Annotated in this window: 14 protein-coding genes; 9 read left to right on the top strand and 5 right to left on the bottom strand. The window is 67.8% G+C overall.

Annotation, left to right across the window (positions count from 1 at the left end; genetic code table 11):
* Nucleotides 1–24 precede the first annotated feature (24 nt).
* The 3 genes from A5697_RS00340 to A5697_RS00330 are packed head-to-tail and all read right to left on the bottom strand — an operon-like array spanning nucleotide 25 to nucleotide 3,662.
* Nucleotides 25–1,299: an alpha/beta hydrolase gene (locus A5697_RS00340; protein ID WP_068006969.1), complete on the bottom strand. Its 1,275-nt coding sequence runs from the start codon at nucleotides 1,297–1,299 to the stop codon at nucleotides 25–27.
* Nucleotides 1,299–2,906 carry an acyl-CoA ligase FadD12 gene (gene fadD12 / locus A5697_RS00335; RefSeq protein ID WP_197500868.1) on the bottom strand — a complete coding sequence of 536 codons (1,608 nt, stop codon included), beginning with the start codon at nucleotides 2,904–2,906 and terminating at the stop codon, nucleotides 1,299–1,301. Before fadD12 ends, A5697_RS00340 begins: the two co-directional genes overlap by 1 nt.
* A 15-nt stretch (nucleotides 2,907–2,921) precedes the next feature.
* Nucleotides 2,922–3,662 (bottom strand): lysophospholipid acyltransferase family protein, encoded by a 741-nt coding sequence (locus tag A5697_RS00330; protein ID WP_156673020.1) that lies wholly within the window; start codon nucleotides 3,660–3,662, stop codon nucleotides 2,922–2,924.
* Nucleotides 3,663–3,922: 260 nt separating this feature from the next.
* Between A5697_RS00330 and A5697_RS00325 the strand changes: the two genes are divergently transcribed.
* From A5697_RS00325 to tpiA, 6 genes are all read left to right on the top strand, one after another.
* On the top strand, nucleotides 3,923–4,390 hold the full coding sequence (locus A5697_RS00325; RefSeq protein WP_067944596.1) for a hypothetical protein: 468 nt from the start codon (nucleotides 3,923–3,925) through the stop codon (nucleotides 4,388–4,390).
* Nucleotides 4,391–4,531: 141 nt separating this feature from the next.
* Nucleotides 4,532–6,301: a DUF3556 domain-containing protein gene (locus tag A5697_RS00320; protein WP_068006962.1), complete on the top strand. Its 1,770-nt coding sequence runs from the start codon at nucleotides 4,532–4,534 to the stop codon at nucleotides 6,299–6,301.
* A complete protein-coding gene (locus tag A5697_RS00315) occupies nucleotides 6,298–7,725 on the top strand; it encodes an NAD(P)/FAD-dependent oxidoreductase (RefSeq protein ID WP_068006959.1) in 1,428 nt (475 codons plus the stop codon). The genes A5697_RS00320 and A5697_RS00315 overlap by 4 nt, the downstream gene beginning before the upstream one ends.
* Before the next feature lie 116 nt (nucleotides 7,726–7,841).
* Complete coding sequence (gap, locus tag A5697_RS00310; protein WP_067944593.1) at nucleotides 7,842–8,861, top strand: type I glyceraldehyde-3-phosphate dehydrogenase; 1,020 nt, start codon at nucleotides 7,842–7,844, stop codon at nucleotides 8,859–8,861.
* 2 nt (nucleotides 8,862–8,863) lie between these two features.
* Nucleotides 8,864–10,102, top strand: coding sequence for a phosphoglycerate kinase (gene pgk / locus A5697_RS00305; protein WP_068006955.1), 1,239 nt, complete (start codon nucleotides 8,864–8,866; stop codon nucleotides 10,100–10,102).
* Nucleotides 10,099–10,884 carry a triose-phosphate isomerase gene (gene tpiA, locus A5697_RS00300; RefSeq protein ID WP_068006952.1) on the top strand — a complete coding sequence of 262 codons (786 nt, stop codon included), beginning with the start codon at nucleotides 10,099–10,101 and terminating at the stop codon, nucleotides 10,882–10,884. The genes pgk and tpiA overlap by 4 nt, the downstream gene beginning before the upstream one ends.
* A 4-nt stretch (nucleotides 10,885–10,888) precedes the next feature.
* On the opposite strand, the gene A5697_RS00295 is transcribed toward tpiA, so the two are convergent.
* Nucleotides 10,889–11,575 (bottom strand): PAS and ANTAR domain-containing protein, encoded by a 687-nt coding sequence (locus A5697_RS00295; RefSeq protein WP_068006990.1) that lies wholly within the window; start codon nucleotides 11,573–11,575, stop codon nucleotides 10,889–10,891.
* A 211-nt stretch (nucleotides 11,576–11,786) separates the two neighbouring features.
* On the opposite strand from A5697_RS00295, the gene secG reads away from it, so the two are divergent.
* Genes secG through A5697_RS00280 form a run of 3 tightly spaced genes read left to right on the top strand, consistent with a single transcriptional unit; the run spans nucleotide 11,787 to nucleotide 15,702 of the window.
* Entirely contained in the window at nucleotides 11,787–12,020 is a 234-nt protein-coding gene (gene secG / locus A5697_RS00290; protein ID WP_040624202.1) for a preprotein translocase subunit SecG, read from the top strand.
* A gap of 45 nt (nucleotides 12,021–12,065) precedes the next feature.
* Nucleotides 12,066–14,873 (top strand): phosphoenolpyruvate carboxylase, encoded by a 2,808-nt coding sequence (gene ppc, locus A5697_RS00285; RefSeq protein WP_067944590.1) that lies wholly within the window; start codon nucleotides 12,066–12,068, stop codon nucleotides 14,871–14,873.
* Nucleotides 14,874–14,889: 16 nt separating this feature from the next.
* Complete coding sequence (locus tag A5697_RS00280) at nucleotides 14,890–15,702, top strand: DUF1206 domain-containing protein (RefSeq protein WP_068006949.1); 813 nt, start codon at nucleotides 14,890–14,892, stop codon at nucleotides 15,700–15,702.
* Between the two features lies 1 nt (nucleotide 15,703).
* Here A5697_RS00280 and A5697_RS00275 read toward each other — a convergent pair whose 3' ends face one another.
* Nucleotides 15,704–16,093, bottom strand: coding sequence for an ATPase (locus tag A5697_RS00275; RefSeq protein ID WP_068006946.1), 390 nt, complete (start codon nucleotides 16,091–16,093; stop codon nucleotides 15,704–15,706).

Here is a 16,093-nt window from a genome sequence, read left to right as displayed (position 1 = left end):
TCCGAGTGGTTGTCGGCGTGGTCCTTAGTCGCGATCGGGCGGGTTCGTCGCGTACACCCACGACAGGAACCGCGCGACGGCCTCGGCGGACCGATGCGCCCGTGGCGAACTGAAGATGTCGAAAGCGTGTTGCGCGCTGGGCAATTCGGCGTAGGCGACCGGGGACTTCGACACCGCGCGCAGCTCCTCGATGAATTCCTGAGCTTCGCCGACGGGGATCAGGGAATCGTCGCGGCCGTGCAGGACGAAGAACGGGGGCGCGTCGGCCCGCAGCCGCCGGATCGGCGAGGCGTCGACGTAGACGTCGCGGTGCGCGTCGAATTGCCGCTTCACTACGAACTTTTCGAGCAGCGAGACGAATTCGGGCCGACCCTCGCCCTCGGTCGAGAACCAGTCGTAGCGGCCGTAGATCGGGACCGCCGCCACCACCGACGTGTCGGCGTCTTCGAAGCCCGGCTGAAATTGCGGGTCGTTGGGGGTCAGCGCCGCCAGCGCGCACAGGTGTCCGCCCGCGGAGCCGCCGGTGACGGCGACGAAGTCGGGGTCACCACCGTAGTCGGCGATGTTCTCCTTGACCCATGCCAGCGCCCGTTTGACGTCGACGATGTGGTCGGGCCAGGTGTGGCGGGGCGAGACGCGATAACCGATGGACACGCACACCCAGCCGCGGGCGGCCAGGTGGCTCATCAGCGGGTAGGCCTGCGGCCGGCGCATCCCGATCATCCAGGCCCCGCCGGGCACTTGCAGCAGCACGGGCGCCTTGGCGTCCCGCGGCAGGTCGCGGCGGCGCCAGATGTCGGCGAGGTTGGCGCGGCCGTTCGGGCCGTAGGACACCACGTTCGTCTTCTCGACGTAGCGCCGGCGGGCCACGGTGTTGCCCAGCGGCAGGCTGCGCCGCCCGCTGCGCGTGGGCTTGGCGTGCGGCAGACTGCTCAGCGCCTCTTCGTAATCGTGTCCGAGCTGCTCGCGTAGGCCCGCCTCGAGCACCGGGCCGGGGGTGGTGATGCCGCGGTAGCGGATCACCCCGAGTATCGCCCACGACGCGGCCGTCAGGGCCAGCGCCGCCTTGCCGCGCCGTCCCTCGAAGTGGCCGCGCCGCGCGCGCCGCAACGCATCCACCAAGGAGACGGTGAAGTAGACGCCTGGCACCTCCGACGTCGGCCAGCCGAACCAGAAGACCAACACGGTGCTGTAGCCCTTGCGTGCCAGCGGCCGTAATCCGTTGGCGGCGTTAGCCAATTCAAGTGCGGCGCGCGCCAGCGGCCGGGGGCGCCGCAGTTCCGAGAGGCGGCGGCGCATCAGCCGTTGACCCGAGCTTGCAGTTCGTTGCGTTGGATCTTGCCGGTGCTGCCGCGCGGGAGTTCGTCGAGGACGGCGATCTCGCGGGGCACTTTGTAGTTGGCCAGGTTTTCCCGGACATGCTGTTTGAGCGTCTCGGGCGTGGCCTCGGCGCCCGCGTTCAAAACCACGAATGCCGCCAGGCGCTGGCCGTACTGCTCGTCGTCGACGCCGATGACCGCGGCCTCGGCCACGTCGGGGTGCGCCGCCAGCGTCTTCTCCACCTCGATCGGATAGACGTTCTCGCCGCCGGAGACGATCATCTCGTCGTCGCGGCCGACCACGAACAACCGGCCGGCCTCGTCGAGGTAGCCGACGTCGCCCGACGACATGAACCCCGCGTGAAAATCCTTGGTCGTGCCCGAGGTGTACCCCTCGAACTGGGTGTCGTTGCGGACGTAGATGGTGCCGACATCGCCGGTGGGCAGCTCGTTGAAATCGCTGTCCAGAATTCGGATTTCGGTCCCGCCCGCCGGGCGGCCCGCGGTGTCGGGTGCGGCGCGCAGGTCCTGCGGAGTGGCCGTGGCGATCATGCCGGCCTCGGTGGCGTTGTAGTTGTTGTAGATCACGTCGCCGAACTCGTCCATGAACGCGGTCACGACGTCGGGCCGCATCCGCGAGCCCGATGCCGCCGCGAATCGCAATGACTTGCAGCTGTACCGCTTTCGCACCTCGGGCGGCAACTCCATGATGCGGTCGAACATCACCGGCACCACTGCCAGGCCGGTCGCCTGGTGCCGGTCGATGAGGTCCAGCGTCGCCTCCGGGTCGAACTTGCGCCGGGTGACCACGGTGCACGCCATCGACGCCGCGAAGATCAACTGCGAAAAGCCCCACGCGTGGAACATCGGCGCCACGACCACCACCGTCTCCTCGGCCCGCCACGGCGTGCGGTCCAGGATGGCCTTGAGCGTGCCGATGCCGGCGTTGCCGCCGGTTTGATTGGCGCCCTTGGGAGTTCCGGTGGTGCCGGAGGTCAGCAGGATCATCCTGCCCTTGCGTCCGGTGCGCTCGGGTTGCCGGCCGGTGTGCTCGGTGATGAGCTTTTCGACCGTCAGCTCGTGCTGCCCGTCGGTCCAGGCCACGATGCGGGTGGCGTCCGGTTTGTCGGCCAGCGCACGGTCCACCGTGTCGGTGAACTCCTCGTCGTAGATGACGGCGTCGACGCCTTCGCGGTTGACCACCTCGGCGAGCGCGGGCCCGGCGAATGACGTGTTGAGCAGCACGACGTCGGAGCCGATCCGGTTGGTCGCCACCACCGCCTCGACGAAGCCGCGGTGGTTGCGGCACATGATCCCGACGACCTTGGGCTGGCCCGAGGGCAAAGCCTGCAGCGCCGCGGCGAGCGCGTTGATCCGCTCGTCGAGCTGGCGCCAGGTCAGCGTGCCGAGCTCGTCGACCAGGCCCGGCCGGTCCGGGCAGCGTTGCGCCGCGCTGGCGAAGCCCACGGTCATCCCCATGCCCTCGCGGCGCATGGCGGCGGCGATCTTCAGGTAGCGGTCGGGCCGCATCGGCGCAATCATGCCGGCGCGCCGCAGGGTGGTGATGAGCCCGAGGGCTTGATTGATCGGAGAGGCCACGGCTCAGCCCAGGATCGGGAAGCGTCGCTTGGCGGCCAGGTCCTTGAGGGCCTGCTGCATCACCGACCGCACGTGCTCGTCGACCTCGTCGACGTCCGGGTCGTCACCGAATTGCGCGGTGATATCGATCGGCTTCAGCACCTGCGTGACGATCTTGGTGGGCAGCGGCAGATTGGGCGGGATCACCGCACTGAAGCCGAAGGGGAAGCCGAACGACAACGGCAGGATCGCGCTGCGCAGCAAGCGCTTCACCCCCAAGCGCTCGGCCAGCCAGGTGCCGCGCGACAGGTAGAGCTGCGTCTCCTGTCCGCCGATGGACACCGCGGGCACGATGGGGACGCCGGACTCGATCGCCGTCCTGACGTATCCCTTGCGGCCATCGAAGTCGATGACGTTCTCCGAGAGCGTGGGCCGGTACGCGTCGTAGTCACCGCCGGGGAAGACGATGACCACCCCGCCGGACCGCAGGGCCTTGGCCGCGTTCTCCCGGTTGGCCCGGATGTATCCGGTACGGCGGAAGAGCTCGCCGGTGGGGCCGGCCATGAGGATGTCGTGGCTCAGCGTGTAGATCGGCCGGTCGTAGCCGAATTTCTCGTAGAAGTGGACGCTGAAGATGGGGACGTCCATCGGGAACATGCCGCCGGAGTGGTTGCCCACGACGAGCGCCCCGCCGGGCGGGAACGAATCCAGGCCGTGCACCTCCGACCGGAAGTATGTCTTCATGGCCGGGCGCATCACGCTCATCAGGCGCTGGGTCAAGACGGGGTCGAATTTGCCGATGTCGCCGACATCGGAGTGATCGTTATCGGTCACGTTCCTCCCTTAGACGCTCCCGCGAGGCCGCCCTAGGTATGAGGAGCCGCGTCGAATTCCTCGATGGTAGCGACCGGGGCGCGGCGGCGGTCATGGTGTTTATCTCTTTCCTCTTCCGCGATATGGTGCCGGCCCGGCCCTGCCGCTATTGTTACGACGCACTCAGTGAAATCTCGAGAAACGGGACCCCGATGGACGTTGCCGGTTTGTCCCCCGAGCGCAACGCCCGCTCGGGCGCCGCGCGCAGAAGTGCCCCCCGCGCCCGGCGGCCCCACGTCGGGGTCGTTCGCACCGAACCGGCCCATCGCGGTCAGGGCCCGTCGCCGTCCGCACCGACCACGGGCCGCCCGGCCGGTGACGTCGATCCGGCCAACCCGGACGCGGCGGACCACCGCCAGGCCGACTACTTCGTGCGGCTGCTCTCGCAGAACCGCAGGCTCATCGAACAGCGGCTCGACGACTACCAGAAGGCGATCGTCGCCGCGCAGGCCAGCGGCGACGTCGACGCCGTCTGCAGCCTTCGCCGCATGGCGCGCATCGAGGAACAGGACCGGGACAATCTCGACGGCATGCTCGAGAAGTTGCGCCGCCGATTCGCCCGCCGGGTACCCGCCGAGCCACCCGCCCTTTCCCCGCGGCCCCGGTCCGCGGTCCGGTAGCTATTCGCCTACGGCGCATTGGTTTTCGTCGCTGGGGCGACCGGCGCAGGGTTGGGCGCGCCGATTCGGCCACACCCGCTTGGCGGTGCCGATACATTTGACGGACCAGCTGGTTTCTTCCGACACCGAACGAGGCCGCCCATGGGATTCATGACCCCGGACCTTCCCGACGTCGATCGCAAGACCTGGCCGACTCTGCCCCGGGCCACCCGGCTGCAGGTCGTGACGCGGCACTGGGCGGAACAGGGCTTCGGAACACCGTATGCCGTCTATCTGCTGTACCTGATCAAGATCGCCCTGTACATCGCCGTTCCCGCCGCGATCATCTCGCTGACCCCGGGCCTCGGCGGGCTCGGCCGCATCGGCGACTGGTGGACGCAGCCGATCGTCTACCAGAAGGTCATCGTCTTCACGCTGCTGTTCGAGGTGACCGGCCTGGGTTGTGGGTCGGGCCCGCTGACCGGACGGTTCATGCCGCCCATCGGCGGAATCTTGTACTGGCTGCGGCCCAACACGATTCGGCTGCCGGCGTGGCCGGGAAAGGTGCCGTTCACCGCCGGTGACAGCCGCACCGTCGTCGACGTCGCACTGTACGCAATCGTTTTGGCCGGCGGGGTGTGGGCGCTGCTGTCGCCCGGCCACGGCGGGCCGGTCACCGCGGCCGGCGACGTCGGCCTGATCGATCCCGTCCGCGTCATCCCGACGATCGTCGCGCTGGCGGTACTGGGCCTGCGCGACAAGACCATTTTCCTGGCCGCGCGCGGCGAGCACTACTGGCTCAAGCTGTTCGTGTTCTTCTTCCCGTTCACCGATCAGATCGCCGCATACAAGCTCATCATGCTGTTGTTGTGGTGGGGCGCTGCAACATCCAAGCTCAACCACCACTTCCCGTATGTGGTGTCGGTGATGACGAGCAATAACGCGCTGCTGCGGCCCAAAGTGTTCACACCGATCAAGCACATGCTGTACCGCGACCACATCAACGATCTGCGTCCCACCTGGTTGCCGAAGATGATGGCCCACGTCGGCGGCACCACAGCCGAATTCGTGGTTCCGACGGTGCTGGTCTTCTTCGCCGGCGATCACCCGTGGCGGTGGTTCCTGATCGGATTCATGGTGATCTTCCACCTCAACATCATTTCCAACCTCCCGATGGGAGTTCCGTTGGAGTGGAACGTCTTCTTCATCTTCTCGCTGTTCTATCTGTTCGGGCACTACGCCTCGATCCAGGCCACCGACCTGCGTTCGCCGCTGCTGTGGGCCCTCGTCGCCGCCGCGGCGGCATTCGTGATCGCGGGAAACATGTTCCCCGAGAAGATTTCGTTCCTCCCCGCGATGAGGTACTACGCCGGCAACTGGGCGTCCAGCGTGTGGTGCTTCCGCGCCGGCGCGGAGGAAAAGATCGACGCCGAGATCGTCAAGAGCTCCGCCCTCGTCGTCAACCAGCTGGCCCGGCTTTACGACCCCGAGACCGCGGAGATCATGGCGGACAAGACCGCCGCCTTCCGGGCCATGCACCTGCACGGCCGCGCGCTCAACGCCCTCGTGCCTCGCGCCCTGGGGGGAGAGGCCGACGAAGCCAATTACAAGATCCGCGAGGGCGAAATCGTCGCCGGGCCGCTCGTCGGCTGGAACTTCGGAGAGGGCCATCTGCACAACGAGCAGCTGCTCGAAGCCGTGCAGCGCCGTTGCCATTTCGAGGACGGTGACGTACGGGTGATCGTCCTCGAGGGACAGCCCATCCACGTCCAGAAGCAGTGGTACCGCATCTTCGACGCCAAGGCTGGACTGATCGAGGAAGGCTATGTCAACGTCGAGGACATGCTCGCACGCCAGCCGTGGCCGGAGCCCGGCGACGAGTTGCCCGTGCATGTGCTAAATGGCGGCCACCCGCCGGGCACCGCCCGATGACCAGGGCGGTGGTGGTCGGCGCCGGCCCCAACGGCCTGGCCGCGGCGATCCACCTCGCTCGGCACGGCGTCGACGTGCAGGTGCTCGAGGCGTGCGACACCGTCGGCGGGGGAGCTCGCTCCGGCGAACTGACGATGGCCGGCGTCATCCACGACCACTGCTCGGCGTTTCACCCGCTGGGCGTCGGTTCGCCGTTCTGGAAGGAGATCGACCTGCCGCGCTACGGGCTGCGGTGGAAGTGGCCGGAGGTCGACTGCGCGCACCCGCTCGACGACGGCACCGCCGGCGTGCTCTACCAGTCGCTCGATGAAACCGTGGCCCGGATGGGGGCCGACGGCGCCCGGTGGCGGCGGGCGATAGGCGACCTGGCGGTGGGATTCGACGAACTGGCCGAGGATCTCATGGGGCCGGTGCTTGGCATCCCGCGGCACCCGCTGCGCCTGGCCGGTTTCGGCCCGCGGGCGTTGCTGCCGGCCACCACCATGGCCCGCTGGTTCCGCACCGAGCAGGCGCGCGCGCTGTTCGGCGGCGCGGCCGCGCACGTCTACACCCGGCTGGACCGGCCGCTCACCGCGTCCCTGGGGTTGATGATCCTGGCCAGCGGGCACCGCTACGGCTGGCCCGTCGCGCAAGGGGGATCCGGGTCGATCAGCCAAGCGCTGTCCGCGGCCCTGCAGGAGTACGGCGGCTCGGTGGCCACCGGGGTCACCGTCAGCAGTCGCAAGGACATCCCGGACGCCGACATCGTCATGCTCGACCTCAGCCCGGCCGCGGCGCTCGCCATCTACGGCGACGCCATGCCGAGCCGGATCCGGCGGTCGTATCGGCGTTACCGCGAGGGCTCGTCGGCATTCAAGGTCGACTTCGCCATCGAGGGCGACATCCCGTGGGCCAACCCCGACTGCGCCCGGGCGGGCACCGTGCACCTGGGCGGCACCTTCGCCGAGATGGCGGACACCGAACGCCAACGCGCGCAAGGGAAGATGGCCGACCGGCCCTTTGTGCTCCTCGGGCAGCAGTACCTGAGCGACCCGTCCCGCTCGGCCGGCAACGTCAACCCGATCTGGGCGTACGCACACGTGCCGTTCGGCTACGACGGCGACGCCACCGCCGCCGTCGTCGGCCAGATCGAGCGGTTTGCGCCCGGGTTCTCCGACCGCGTCCTGGCGACGGTCAGCAAGGGGCCCGCCGAGCTGCAGGCCTACAACGCGAACTTCATCGGCGGCGACATCATCGGCGGCGCCAACGACGGGCTGCAGGTGATCTTCCGCCCCCGCATCGCCGTCGATCCCTACGCCACCGGCGTTCCGGGCGTCTACCTGTGTTCACAGTCCACGCCGCCGGGGGCCGGCATCCATGGCCTGTGCGGTTACCACGCCGCCGAGTCGGCGCTGAAGTGGCTGAAGAAGACCCGCCGCGACTGAGGTCACATTGTCCGCGGGAACCGGGGCGGCAACCGCGCATGTTGCTCATCTAGGCTGACCACGAGCGCGTATTCAGCGGACTCAGTAAAGACATCGCCAAGACAGGGAGAGATCAAGTGACGGTCCGAGTAGGCATCAACGGCTTCGGTCGAATCGGACGCAACTTCTACCGGGCCCTACTGGCCCAACAGGAGCAGGGCACCGCCGACATCGAGGTGGTGGCGGTCAACGACATCACCGACAACCACACTCTGGCGCACCTGCTCAAATTCGACTCGATCCTGGGCCGGCTGCCCTACGACGTCAGCCTGGAAGGCCAGGACACCATCGTGGTGGGCCCGCACAAGATCAAGGCGCTCGAGGTCCGGGAGGGTCCGGCAGCGTTGCCGTGGGGCGACCTGGGCGTCGACGTCGTGGTGGAATCCACCGGCCTGTTCACCAACGCCGCCAAGGCCAAGGGCCACCTGGACGCCGGCGCCAAGAAGGTGATCATCTCGGCGCCCGCCACCGACGAGGACATCACCATCGTCCTGGGCGTCAACGACGACAAGTACGACGGCAGCCAGAACATCATCTCCAACGCGTCGTGCACCACGAACTGCCTCGGGCCGCTGGCCAAGGTCCTCAACGACGAGTTCGGCATCGTCAAGGGGCTGATGACCACCATCCACGCCTACACCCAGGACCAGAACCTGCAGGACGGGCCGCACAAGGACCTGCGCCGGGCGCGTGCCGCCGCGCTGAACATCGTGCCGACCTCCACCGGCGCGGCGAAGGCCATCGGGCTGGTGCTCCCGGAGCTGAAGGGCAAGCTCGACGGTTACGCGTTGCGCGTGCCGATCCCCACCGGCTCGGTGACCGACCTCACCGCCGAGCTGTCCAAATCCGCCAGCGCCGAAGACATCAACGCCGCCTTCAAAGCCGCGGCGGAGGGCAAGCTGAAGGGCATCCTGAAGTATTACGACGCCCCGATCGTCTCCAGCGATATCGTCACCGACCCGCACAGCTCGATCTTCGACTCTGGCCTGACCAAGGTGATCGACAACCAGGCGAAGGTGGTGTCCTGGTACGACAACGAGTGGGGCTACTCCAACCGCCTCATCGACCTCGTCGCACTGGTCGGCAAGTCGCTGTAGCCGTGGCCGTTCCTACACTCGAAAACCTACTGGCCGAGGGTGTTTCGGGTCGGGGCGTGCTGGTGCGCTCCGACCTCAACGTCCCACTCGACGACGAAGGCGCCATCACCGACCCGGGCCGCATCACCGCGTCGGTGCCGACGTTGCAGGCGCTCGTCGACGCCGGCGCCAAGGTGGTGGTCACCGCGCACCTGGGGCGGCCGAAAGACGGGCCGAACCCGAAGTTGTCGCTGGCGCCGGTCGCCGCGGCGCTCGGTGAGCAGCTCGGTCGGCACGTGCAGCTGGCCGGTGATGTAGTCGGCGGCGACGCGCTGGCCCGGGCCGAGGGACTCACGGACGGCGACGTCCTGCTGCTGGAGAACATCCGCTTCGATCCGCGCGAAACCAGCAAGGACGACGGCGAGCGACTCGCGCTCGCCCGCGAACTCGCCGAATTGGTCTCGCCCGGAGGGGCTTTCGTCTCCGACGGGTTCGGGGTGGTGCACCGCAAGCAGGCCTCGGTTTACGACGTGGCCACGCTGCTGCCGCACTACGCCGGCACGCTGGTGGCCGACGAGATCCGGGTGCTGGAGCAGTTGACGAGCTCGACCACCCGCCCCTACGCGGTGGTGCTCGGCGGGTCGAAGGTGTCCGACAAGCTCGGCGTCATCGAGTCGCTGGCGACCAAGGCCGACAGCATCGTGATCGGCGGCGGGATGTGCTTCACCTTCCTTGCGGCACAAGGCTTTTCGGTGGGGAAGTCGCTGCTGGAAGAGGAGATGGTCGACACCTGCCGCCGGCTGCTGGACGCCTACGTCGACGTGCTGCGGCTGCCCAGGGACGTCGTGGTCGCCCAGCAGTTCGCCGCCGACTCGCCACCGCAGACGGTGGCCGCCGACGCCATCCCGGACGACATGATCGGGCTGGACATCGGCCCGGAATCGGTGAAGCGCTTCGCGGCCCTGCTGTCCAACGCCCGCACGGTCTTCTGGAACGGCCCCATGGGCGTGTTCGAGTTCCCGGCATTCGCCACGGGCACCCGGGGCGTCGCTGAGGCCATCGCCGCGGCGACCGGCAAGGGCGCGTTCAGTGTGGTGGGCGGCGGTGACTCCGCGGCCGCGGTGCGTGCCCTGGGCATCCCGGAGGGCGACTTCTCGCACATTTCCACCGGCGGTGGCGCGTCGCTGGAATACCTTGAGGGCAAGACGCTGCCGGGCATCGAGGTTCTCGGGCGGCCGCAACCAAGTGGAGGAGACGCGTGAGCCGCAAGCCGCTGATCGCCGGCAACTGGAAGATGAATCTCAATCACTTCGAGGCGATCGCGCTGGTGCAGAAGATCGCGTTCGCGCTGCCGGACAAGTACTACGACAAGGTCGACGTCACGGTCTTGCCGCCGTTCACCGACCTGCGCAGCGTGCAGACCCTGGTCGACGGCGACAAGCTGCGGCTCACCTACGGCGGCCAGGATCTGTCTCAGCACGACTCGGGCGCCTACACCGGTGACATCAGCGGGGCCTTTCTGGCCAAGCTGGGCTGCAGCTTCGTCGTGGTCGGGCACTCCGAACGGCGCACCTACCACAACGAGGACGACGCGCTGGTGGCCGCCAAGGCCGCCGCGGCCCTCAAGCACGAGCTGACCCCGATCGTGTGCATCGGCGAGCACCTGGACGTCCGCGAGGCCGGCGCGCACGTCGCCCACTGCGAGGAGCAGCTGCGCGGCTCGCTGGCCGGGCTGTCCGCCGAGCAGATCGGCAAGGTCGTCATCGCCTACGAGCCCGTGTGGGCCATCGGCACCGGGCGGGTGGCCAGCGCCGCCGACGCCCAGGAGGTGTGCGCCGCGATCCGGGCGACGCTGGGGTCCCTCGCCTCGGCACAGGTCGCCGACACCATGCGGGTGCTCTACGGCGGCTCGGTGAACGCCAAGAACATCGGTGACCTCATCGCCCGCGACGACATCGACGGGGCCCTGGTCGGCGGCGCGTCCCTGGACGGTGAGCAGTTCGCGACGCTGGCGGCGATCGCCGCCGGCGGGCCCCTGCCGTAGGGCGTCAGCCGTCGCGCGAGACGATCCGCAGGTGGACGGTTAGGACGATGTCGTCGTACGCGGATCGGAGCGGGTGGACCTCTCTGCGCGAAAGCGCGAGAAACTCGGCAACGATTCGCCGCGCCAATGGTCGCAACCTGACGTTGTTCTCCTGAGATCGCCATCTCAGCAGCGCGAAAGCGGTCGTTTCATCGATCCCGTAGATCACCATCAACATGCCCTTGGCCCGCTCGATGATGGCACGGTTCTTGCTGAACTTCTCCACTTCGGCGGTCAAGGCATCCTGAACGACGTCGTCAGTGGGCGTGACGTCGATGTAAAAGCCTTCAGTTCCAACGACCTCGCCCACCGCATCGACGAGTTGGTTGCCGATCACGACAACGTGGTGGACGTTGCCCTGCACATCGATGATCCGATGTCGCGTGCTGAACGGACCGTGGTCGCGGCGGATGTCATCCAGGGTCGCCGCGATCTGCCTGCGATCGTCGGGATGCTTGTGCGCGAGCACCAGCTCGGTTGTCGGCGTCACCGTGCCCGGTTCGTAGCCATGAAGCCGTGCTACTTGCTCACACCACTCCCAGCGTTGCCCGTCGAAATAGAAGCGGAATGTTCCCATCCGCTGCGGCGAACCGGCCGCCAACGCCCGAACAACCGCATCGTCGTCTTTTACTTCGCTGAAATCAGCAATCATCGCCACGTCCGAATGTCTGGCACGTAGCAAAGGTGCAAAAGGGTAAACAGCGACGGTTGCGAGAAATCGCTCGATGCCGACGTTGAATTTCTCCACCGAGCATCTAATTGCTGATCGTTACACGCATGTTGAAAAAGTGCGAGGAAGGTTGCCCTAGCACGCGGCGGGCCATTTGCGGCACATCGAGCGCCACCCGGTAGGCTTTAGCGTCATGGAGCTGGCCCTGCAGATCACCCTGGTGGTCACAAGCGTGCTCGTGGTGTTGCTGGTGCTGCTGCACCGCGCCAAGGGTGGGGGCCTGTCGACACTGTTCGGCGGCGGTGTGCAGTCCAGCCTCTCCGGCTCGACCGTGGTGGAGAAGAACCTGGACCGGTTGACGCTGTTCATCACCGGCATCTGGCTGGTCTCCATCATCGGGGTGGCCCTGCTGATCAAGTATCGGTGACCCGTCGGCGGGCGGAGCGCGTGATCCGCACCGATACTGGGACGCATGGTTGACGTTTCCGACATCGCGCTCGAACCCATCGGCGCCGTGCAACGCACGCTCGTCGGTCGCGAGGCGACAGAGCCGATGCGCGCCGACATCCGGCTGCTGGGCGCCATCCTCGGCGACACCGTGCGCGAGCAGAGCGGGGACGAGGTTTTCGACCTCGTCGAGCGCGCGCGGGTGGAGTCGTTTCGGGTGCGCCGCTCCGAGATCGACCGGGTCGACCTGGCGCGCATGTTCGACGGCATCGACATTCACCAAGCGATCCCGGTCATCCGGGCGTTCAGCCACTTCGCGCTGCTGGCCAACGTGGCCGAGGACATCCACCGGGAGCGTCGCCGCGCCATCCACGTCTCCGCCGGCGAGCCGCCGCAGGACAGCAGCCTAGCCGCGACCTACGCCAAACTCGATGGGGCCGAACTTGATTCGGCCACGGTGGCCGACGCGCTGCGAGGTGCCTTGATCTCCCCGGTGATCACCGCCCACCCCACCGAAACCCGGCGGCGCACCGTCTTCGTCACCCAGCACCGCATCACCCAGCTGATGCGGTTGCACGCCGAGGGGCACACCGAAACCGACGACGGGCGCAACATCGAGCGCGAGTTGCGCCGCCAGGTCCTCACCCTGTGGCAGACCGCGCTGATCCGGTTGTCCCGCTTGCAGATCACCGACGAGATCGAGGTCGGGCTGCGTTATTACTCCGCGGCGTTCTTCCAGGTCATTCCGCAGGTCAACGCCGAGGTCCGGGATGCGTTGCGGGCGCGGTGGCCCGACACCGACCTGCTCGCCGCACCGATCCTGCGGCCCGGCTCCTGGATCGGCGGCGACCGCGACGGCAATCCGAACGTGACCGGCGAGGTGGTACGCCAGGCCACCGGCAGCGCCGCGTTCACCGCGCTGTCGCATTACCTGGCCGAGCTCACCGCCCTCGAGCAGGATCTGTCGATGTCGGCGCGGCTCGTCCCCGTCACCGCGGCGCTGGCCGAGCTGGCCGAGGGCTGCGGGGAGCAGGCCCGCGCCGACGAGCCATACCGGCGGGCGCTGCGGGTGATCCGCGCCCGGCTCACCGCGACGGGCGCGAAGATTCTGGACAGCCGACCGCAGCACGAGCTGGACCTCGGCCTGACGCCGTATTCCGGCCCGGCCGAACTGCAGGCGGACCTGGACACCATCGACGAGTCGCTGCGCGCACACGGCAGTGCGCTGTTGGCCGACGACCGCCTGGCCCTGCTGCGAGAAGGCGTGAGCGTCTTCGGGTTTCACTTGTCCGGGCTGGACATGCGGCAAAACTCCGACGTCCACGAAGAGGTGGTGGGGGAGCTGTTGGCCTGGGCCGGGGTGCACCAAGATTACGCTTCGCTGCCCGAGGACGAGCGGGTCGAGCTGCTGGCCGGTGAACTGAGTACCCGCCGCCCGCTGGTCGGCGACCGTGGGGGCCTGTCCGAGTTGGCCCGCAAGGAGCTCGAGGTCGTCGGCGCCGCGGCGGACGCCGTCGGACGCTACGGCCCGGCGGCGGTACCCAACTACGTCATCTCCATGTGCCGCTCGGTGTCCGACGTCTTGGAGGTGGCGATCCTGCTGAAAGAGGGCGGGCTGCTGGACGCCTCCGGGCCGGAACCGTATTGCCCGGTTGCCATCTCGCCGCTCTTCGAGACGATCGACGATCTGCACAACGGCGCGGCCATCCTGGACGCGATGCTGCAGCTTCCGCTGTACCGGGCGGTCGTCGACGCGCAGGACGGGCGCCAGGAGGTGATGCTCGGCTACTCCGACTCGAACAAGGACGGCGGTTACCTCGCCTCCAGCTGGGCCGTCTACCGCGCCGAGCTGGCGCTGGTCGAGGTGGCCCGCAAGGCCGGAATTCGCTTGCGGCTCTTCCACGGTCGCGGCGGTACCGTCGGCCGCGGCGGTGGGCCGAGCTATCAGGCCATCCTGGCGCAACCCCCGGGCGCGGTGAACGGCTCGCTGCGGCTCACCGAGCAGGGCGAGGTGATCGCCGCCAAGTACGCCGAACCGCAGGCGGCGCGGCGCAACCTGGAGAGCTTGGTGGCCGCGACGCTGGAGTCGACGCTGCTCGACGTAGAGGGCCTGGGAGATGCTGCGGAGCCGGCCTACGCGGTGCTCGACGAAGTGGCCACCCTGGCGCAGCGCGCCTACGCCGAATTGGTGCACGAAACACCGGGTTTCGTCGACTACTTCATGGCCTCGACGCCGGTCAGCGAGATCGGTTCGCTCAACATCGGCAGCCGCCCGACGTCACGCAAACCCACTTCATCGATCTCGGACCTGCGCGCCATCCCATGGGTGCTGGCGTGGAGCCAGTCCCGGGTGATGCTTCCGGGCTGGTACGGCACCGGGTCGGCGTTCGAGCAGTGGATCGCGGCCGGGCCCGAAAGCGAAACCGAGCGGGTGGCGATCCTGCACGAGCTGTACGAGCGCTGGCCGTTCTTCCGGGGCGCACTCTCCAACATGGCTCAGGTGCTCGCCAAGAGCGACCTCGGCCTGGCGGCGCACTACTCGGAGCTGGTCGAGGACGAAGAACTGCGGAACCGGGTGTTCGACAAGATCGTGGACGAGCACCGGCGGACCATCGCGATGCACAAGCTCATCACCGGTCACGAAGACCTGCTCGCCGACAACCCCGCGCTGGCCCGCTCGGTGTTCAACCGCTTCCCCTACCTGGAGCCGCTGAACCACCTGCAGGTGGAGTTGCTGCGCCGCTACCGCTCCGGCGATGAGGACGAACTGGTGCAGCGCGGCATCCTGCTGACGATGAATGGATTGGCCAGCGCGTTACGTAACAGCGGGTGATGGGCATTAGTAAGCCATGTCCGATACCGCTTCGCCCGTCACCGCGGCACAAGTGGCCCAGAACGGCGTCTTCGAACGACTCGCGCGCGTCGGGTACGTCGTCAACGGGGTGCTGCACCTGATCGTCGGCTATCTCGCCATCCGGGTCGCGTGCGGCGAAGGAGGAACCGCCGATCAAACCGGCGCCCTGGCGACGCTGGCGTCCAAGCCGGGCGGACCGCTGGCACTCTGGATCGCTACGGGCGCCCTGCTGGCGATGGGCCTGTGGCGGCTGGTCGAAACCGCCCTTGGCCGATCATGCGACCGTGGGCCGGAGGGCTCGTCGTCGGATGCAGCCTCGCGGGCGAAGGCACTTGGGCTGGCGGCGGTCTACCTCGCGTTCGCGTACTCGGCGTTCGGCTTCGCCCGGGGGGCCGGAAGGGCTGCGGATCAACAGAATTCGAGCATCAGCGCGCACCTGATGGCGACGACCGCCGGCACCATCGCGCTCATCGCGGGCGGGCTGATCATTGTCGTGGTCGGTTGCTACCACATCTACAAGGGTGCCAGCCGCAACTTCGTCGACGACCTCCGGGGAAAGTCGGGCGGCTGGGTGCGACGGCTCGGCGTGGCCGGATATGTCGGCAAGGGCGTCGTCATCACCCTGACGGGCGCGCTGGTGATCATCGCCGCGTGTCGCTCGGAACCGAAGAAGGCCACCGGGCTCGATGGGGCACTGAAGACACTCGGGGCTCAGCACTTTGGGGCGGCACTGTTGATCGCGGCCGGCGTGGGACTCATCACCTACGGGCTGTACAGCTTCGTGATGGCCCGCTCGACGAAGATGTAGCTCAGCGGTTGCGCAGCCGGTCCAGTGCCCCGCGCACGACGTGTTCGGTCATCGCGACCGGCGTCATCATCGTCTCGCCCACCTTCACCATGCCGTCGATCCGCCCGACGATCGCCTCCACGGGCTCGACCAGCACGATCAGTCGCCTGGCCAGATCGTCCAGCCGCGACAAGGTGCCGTCCAGGTGGTCCAGGCCGCTTTCCATGCGCTCGACCGTGGCGTTCAGGTTGGAAAGGGACGTGTTGAGCTCTTTCATGGTCGTGCTGAGGCCGTCGAGGACGTCTTCGACCTGCTCCACCGTCTTGTCGGCGTTCAGCGCAGCCTGGGTGAGGGTCTTGATCCGGCTTCGCTCTTGCCCACCGCGCACGGTTCTGTCTGCCATGACCGTCAT

The sequence above is a fragment of the Mycobacterium sp. E3251 genome (genome assembly GCF_001666835.1).
Taxonomy (GTDB): Bacteria; Actinomycetota; Actinomycetes; order Mycobacteriales; family Mycobacteriaceae; genus Mycobacterium.
This window is presented reverse-complemented; position numbering and strand designations above follow the sequence as displayed.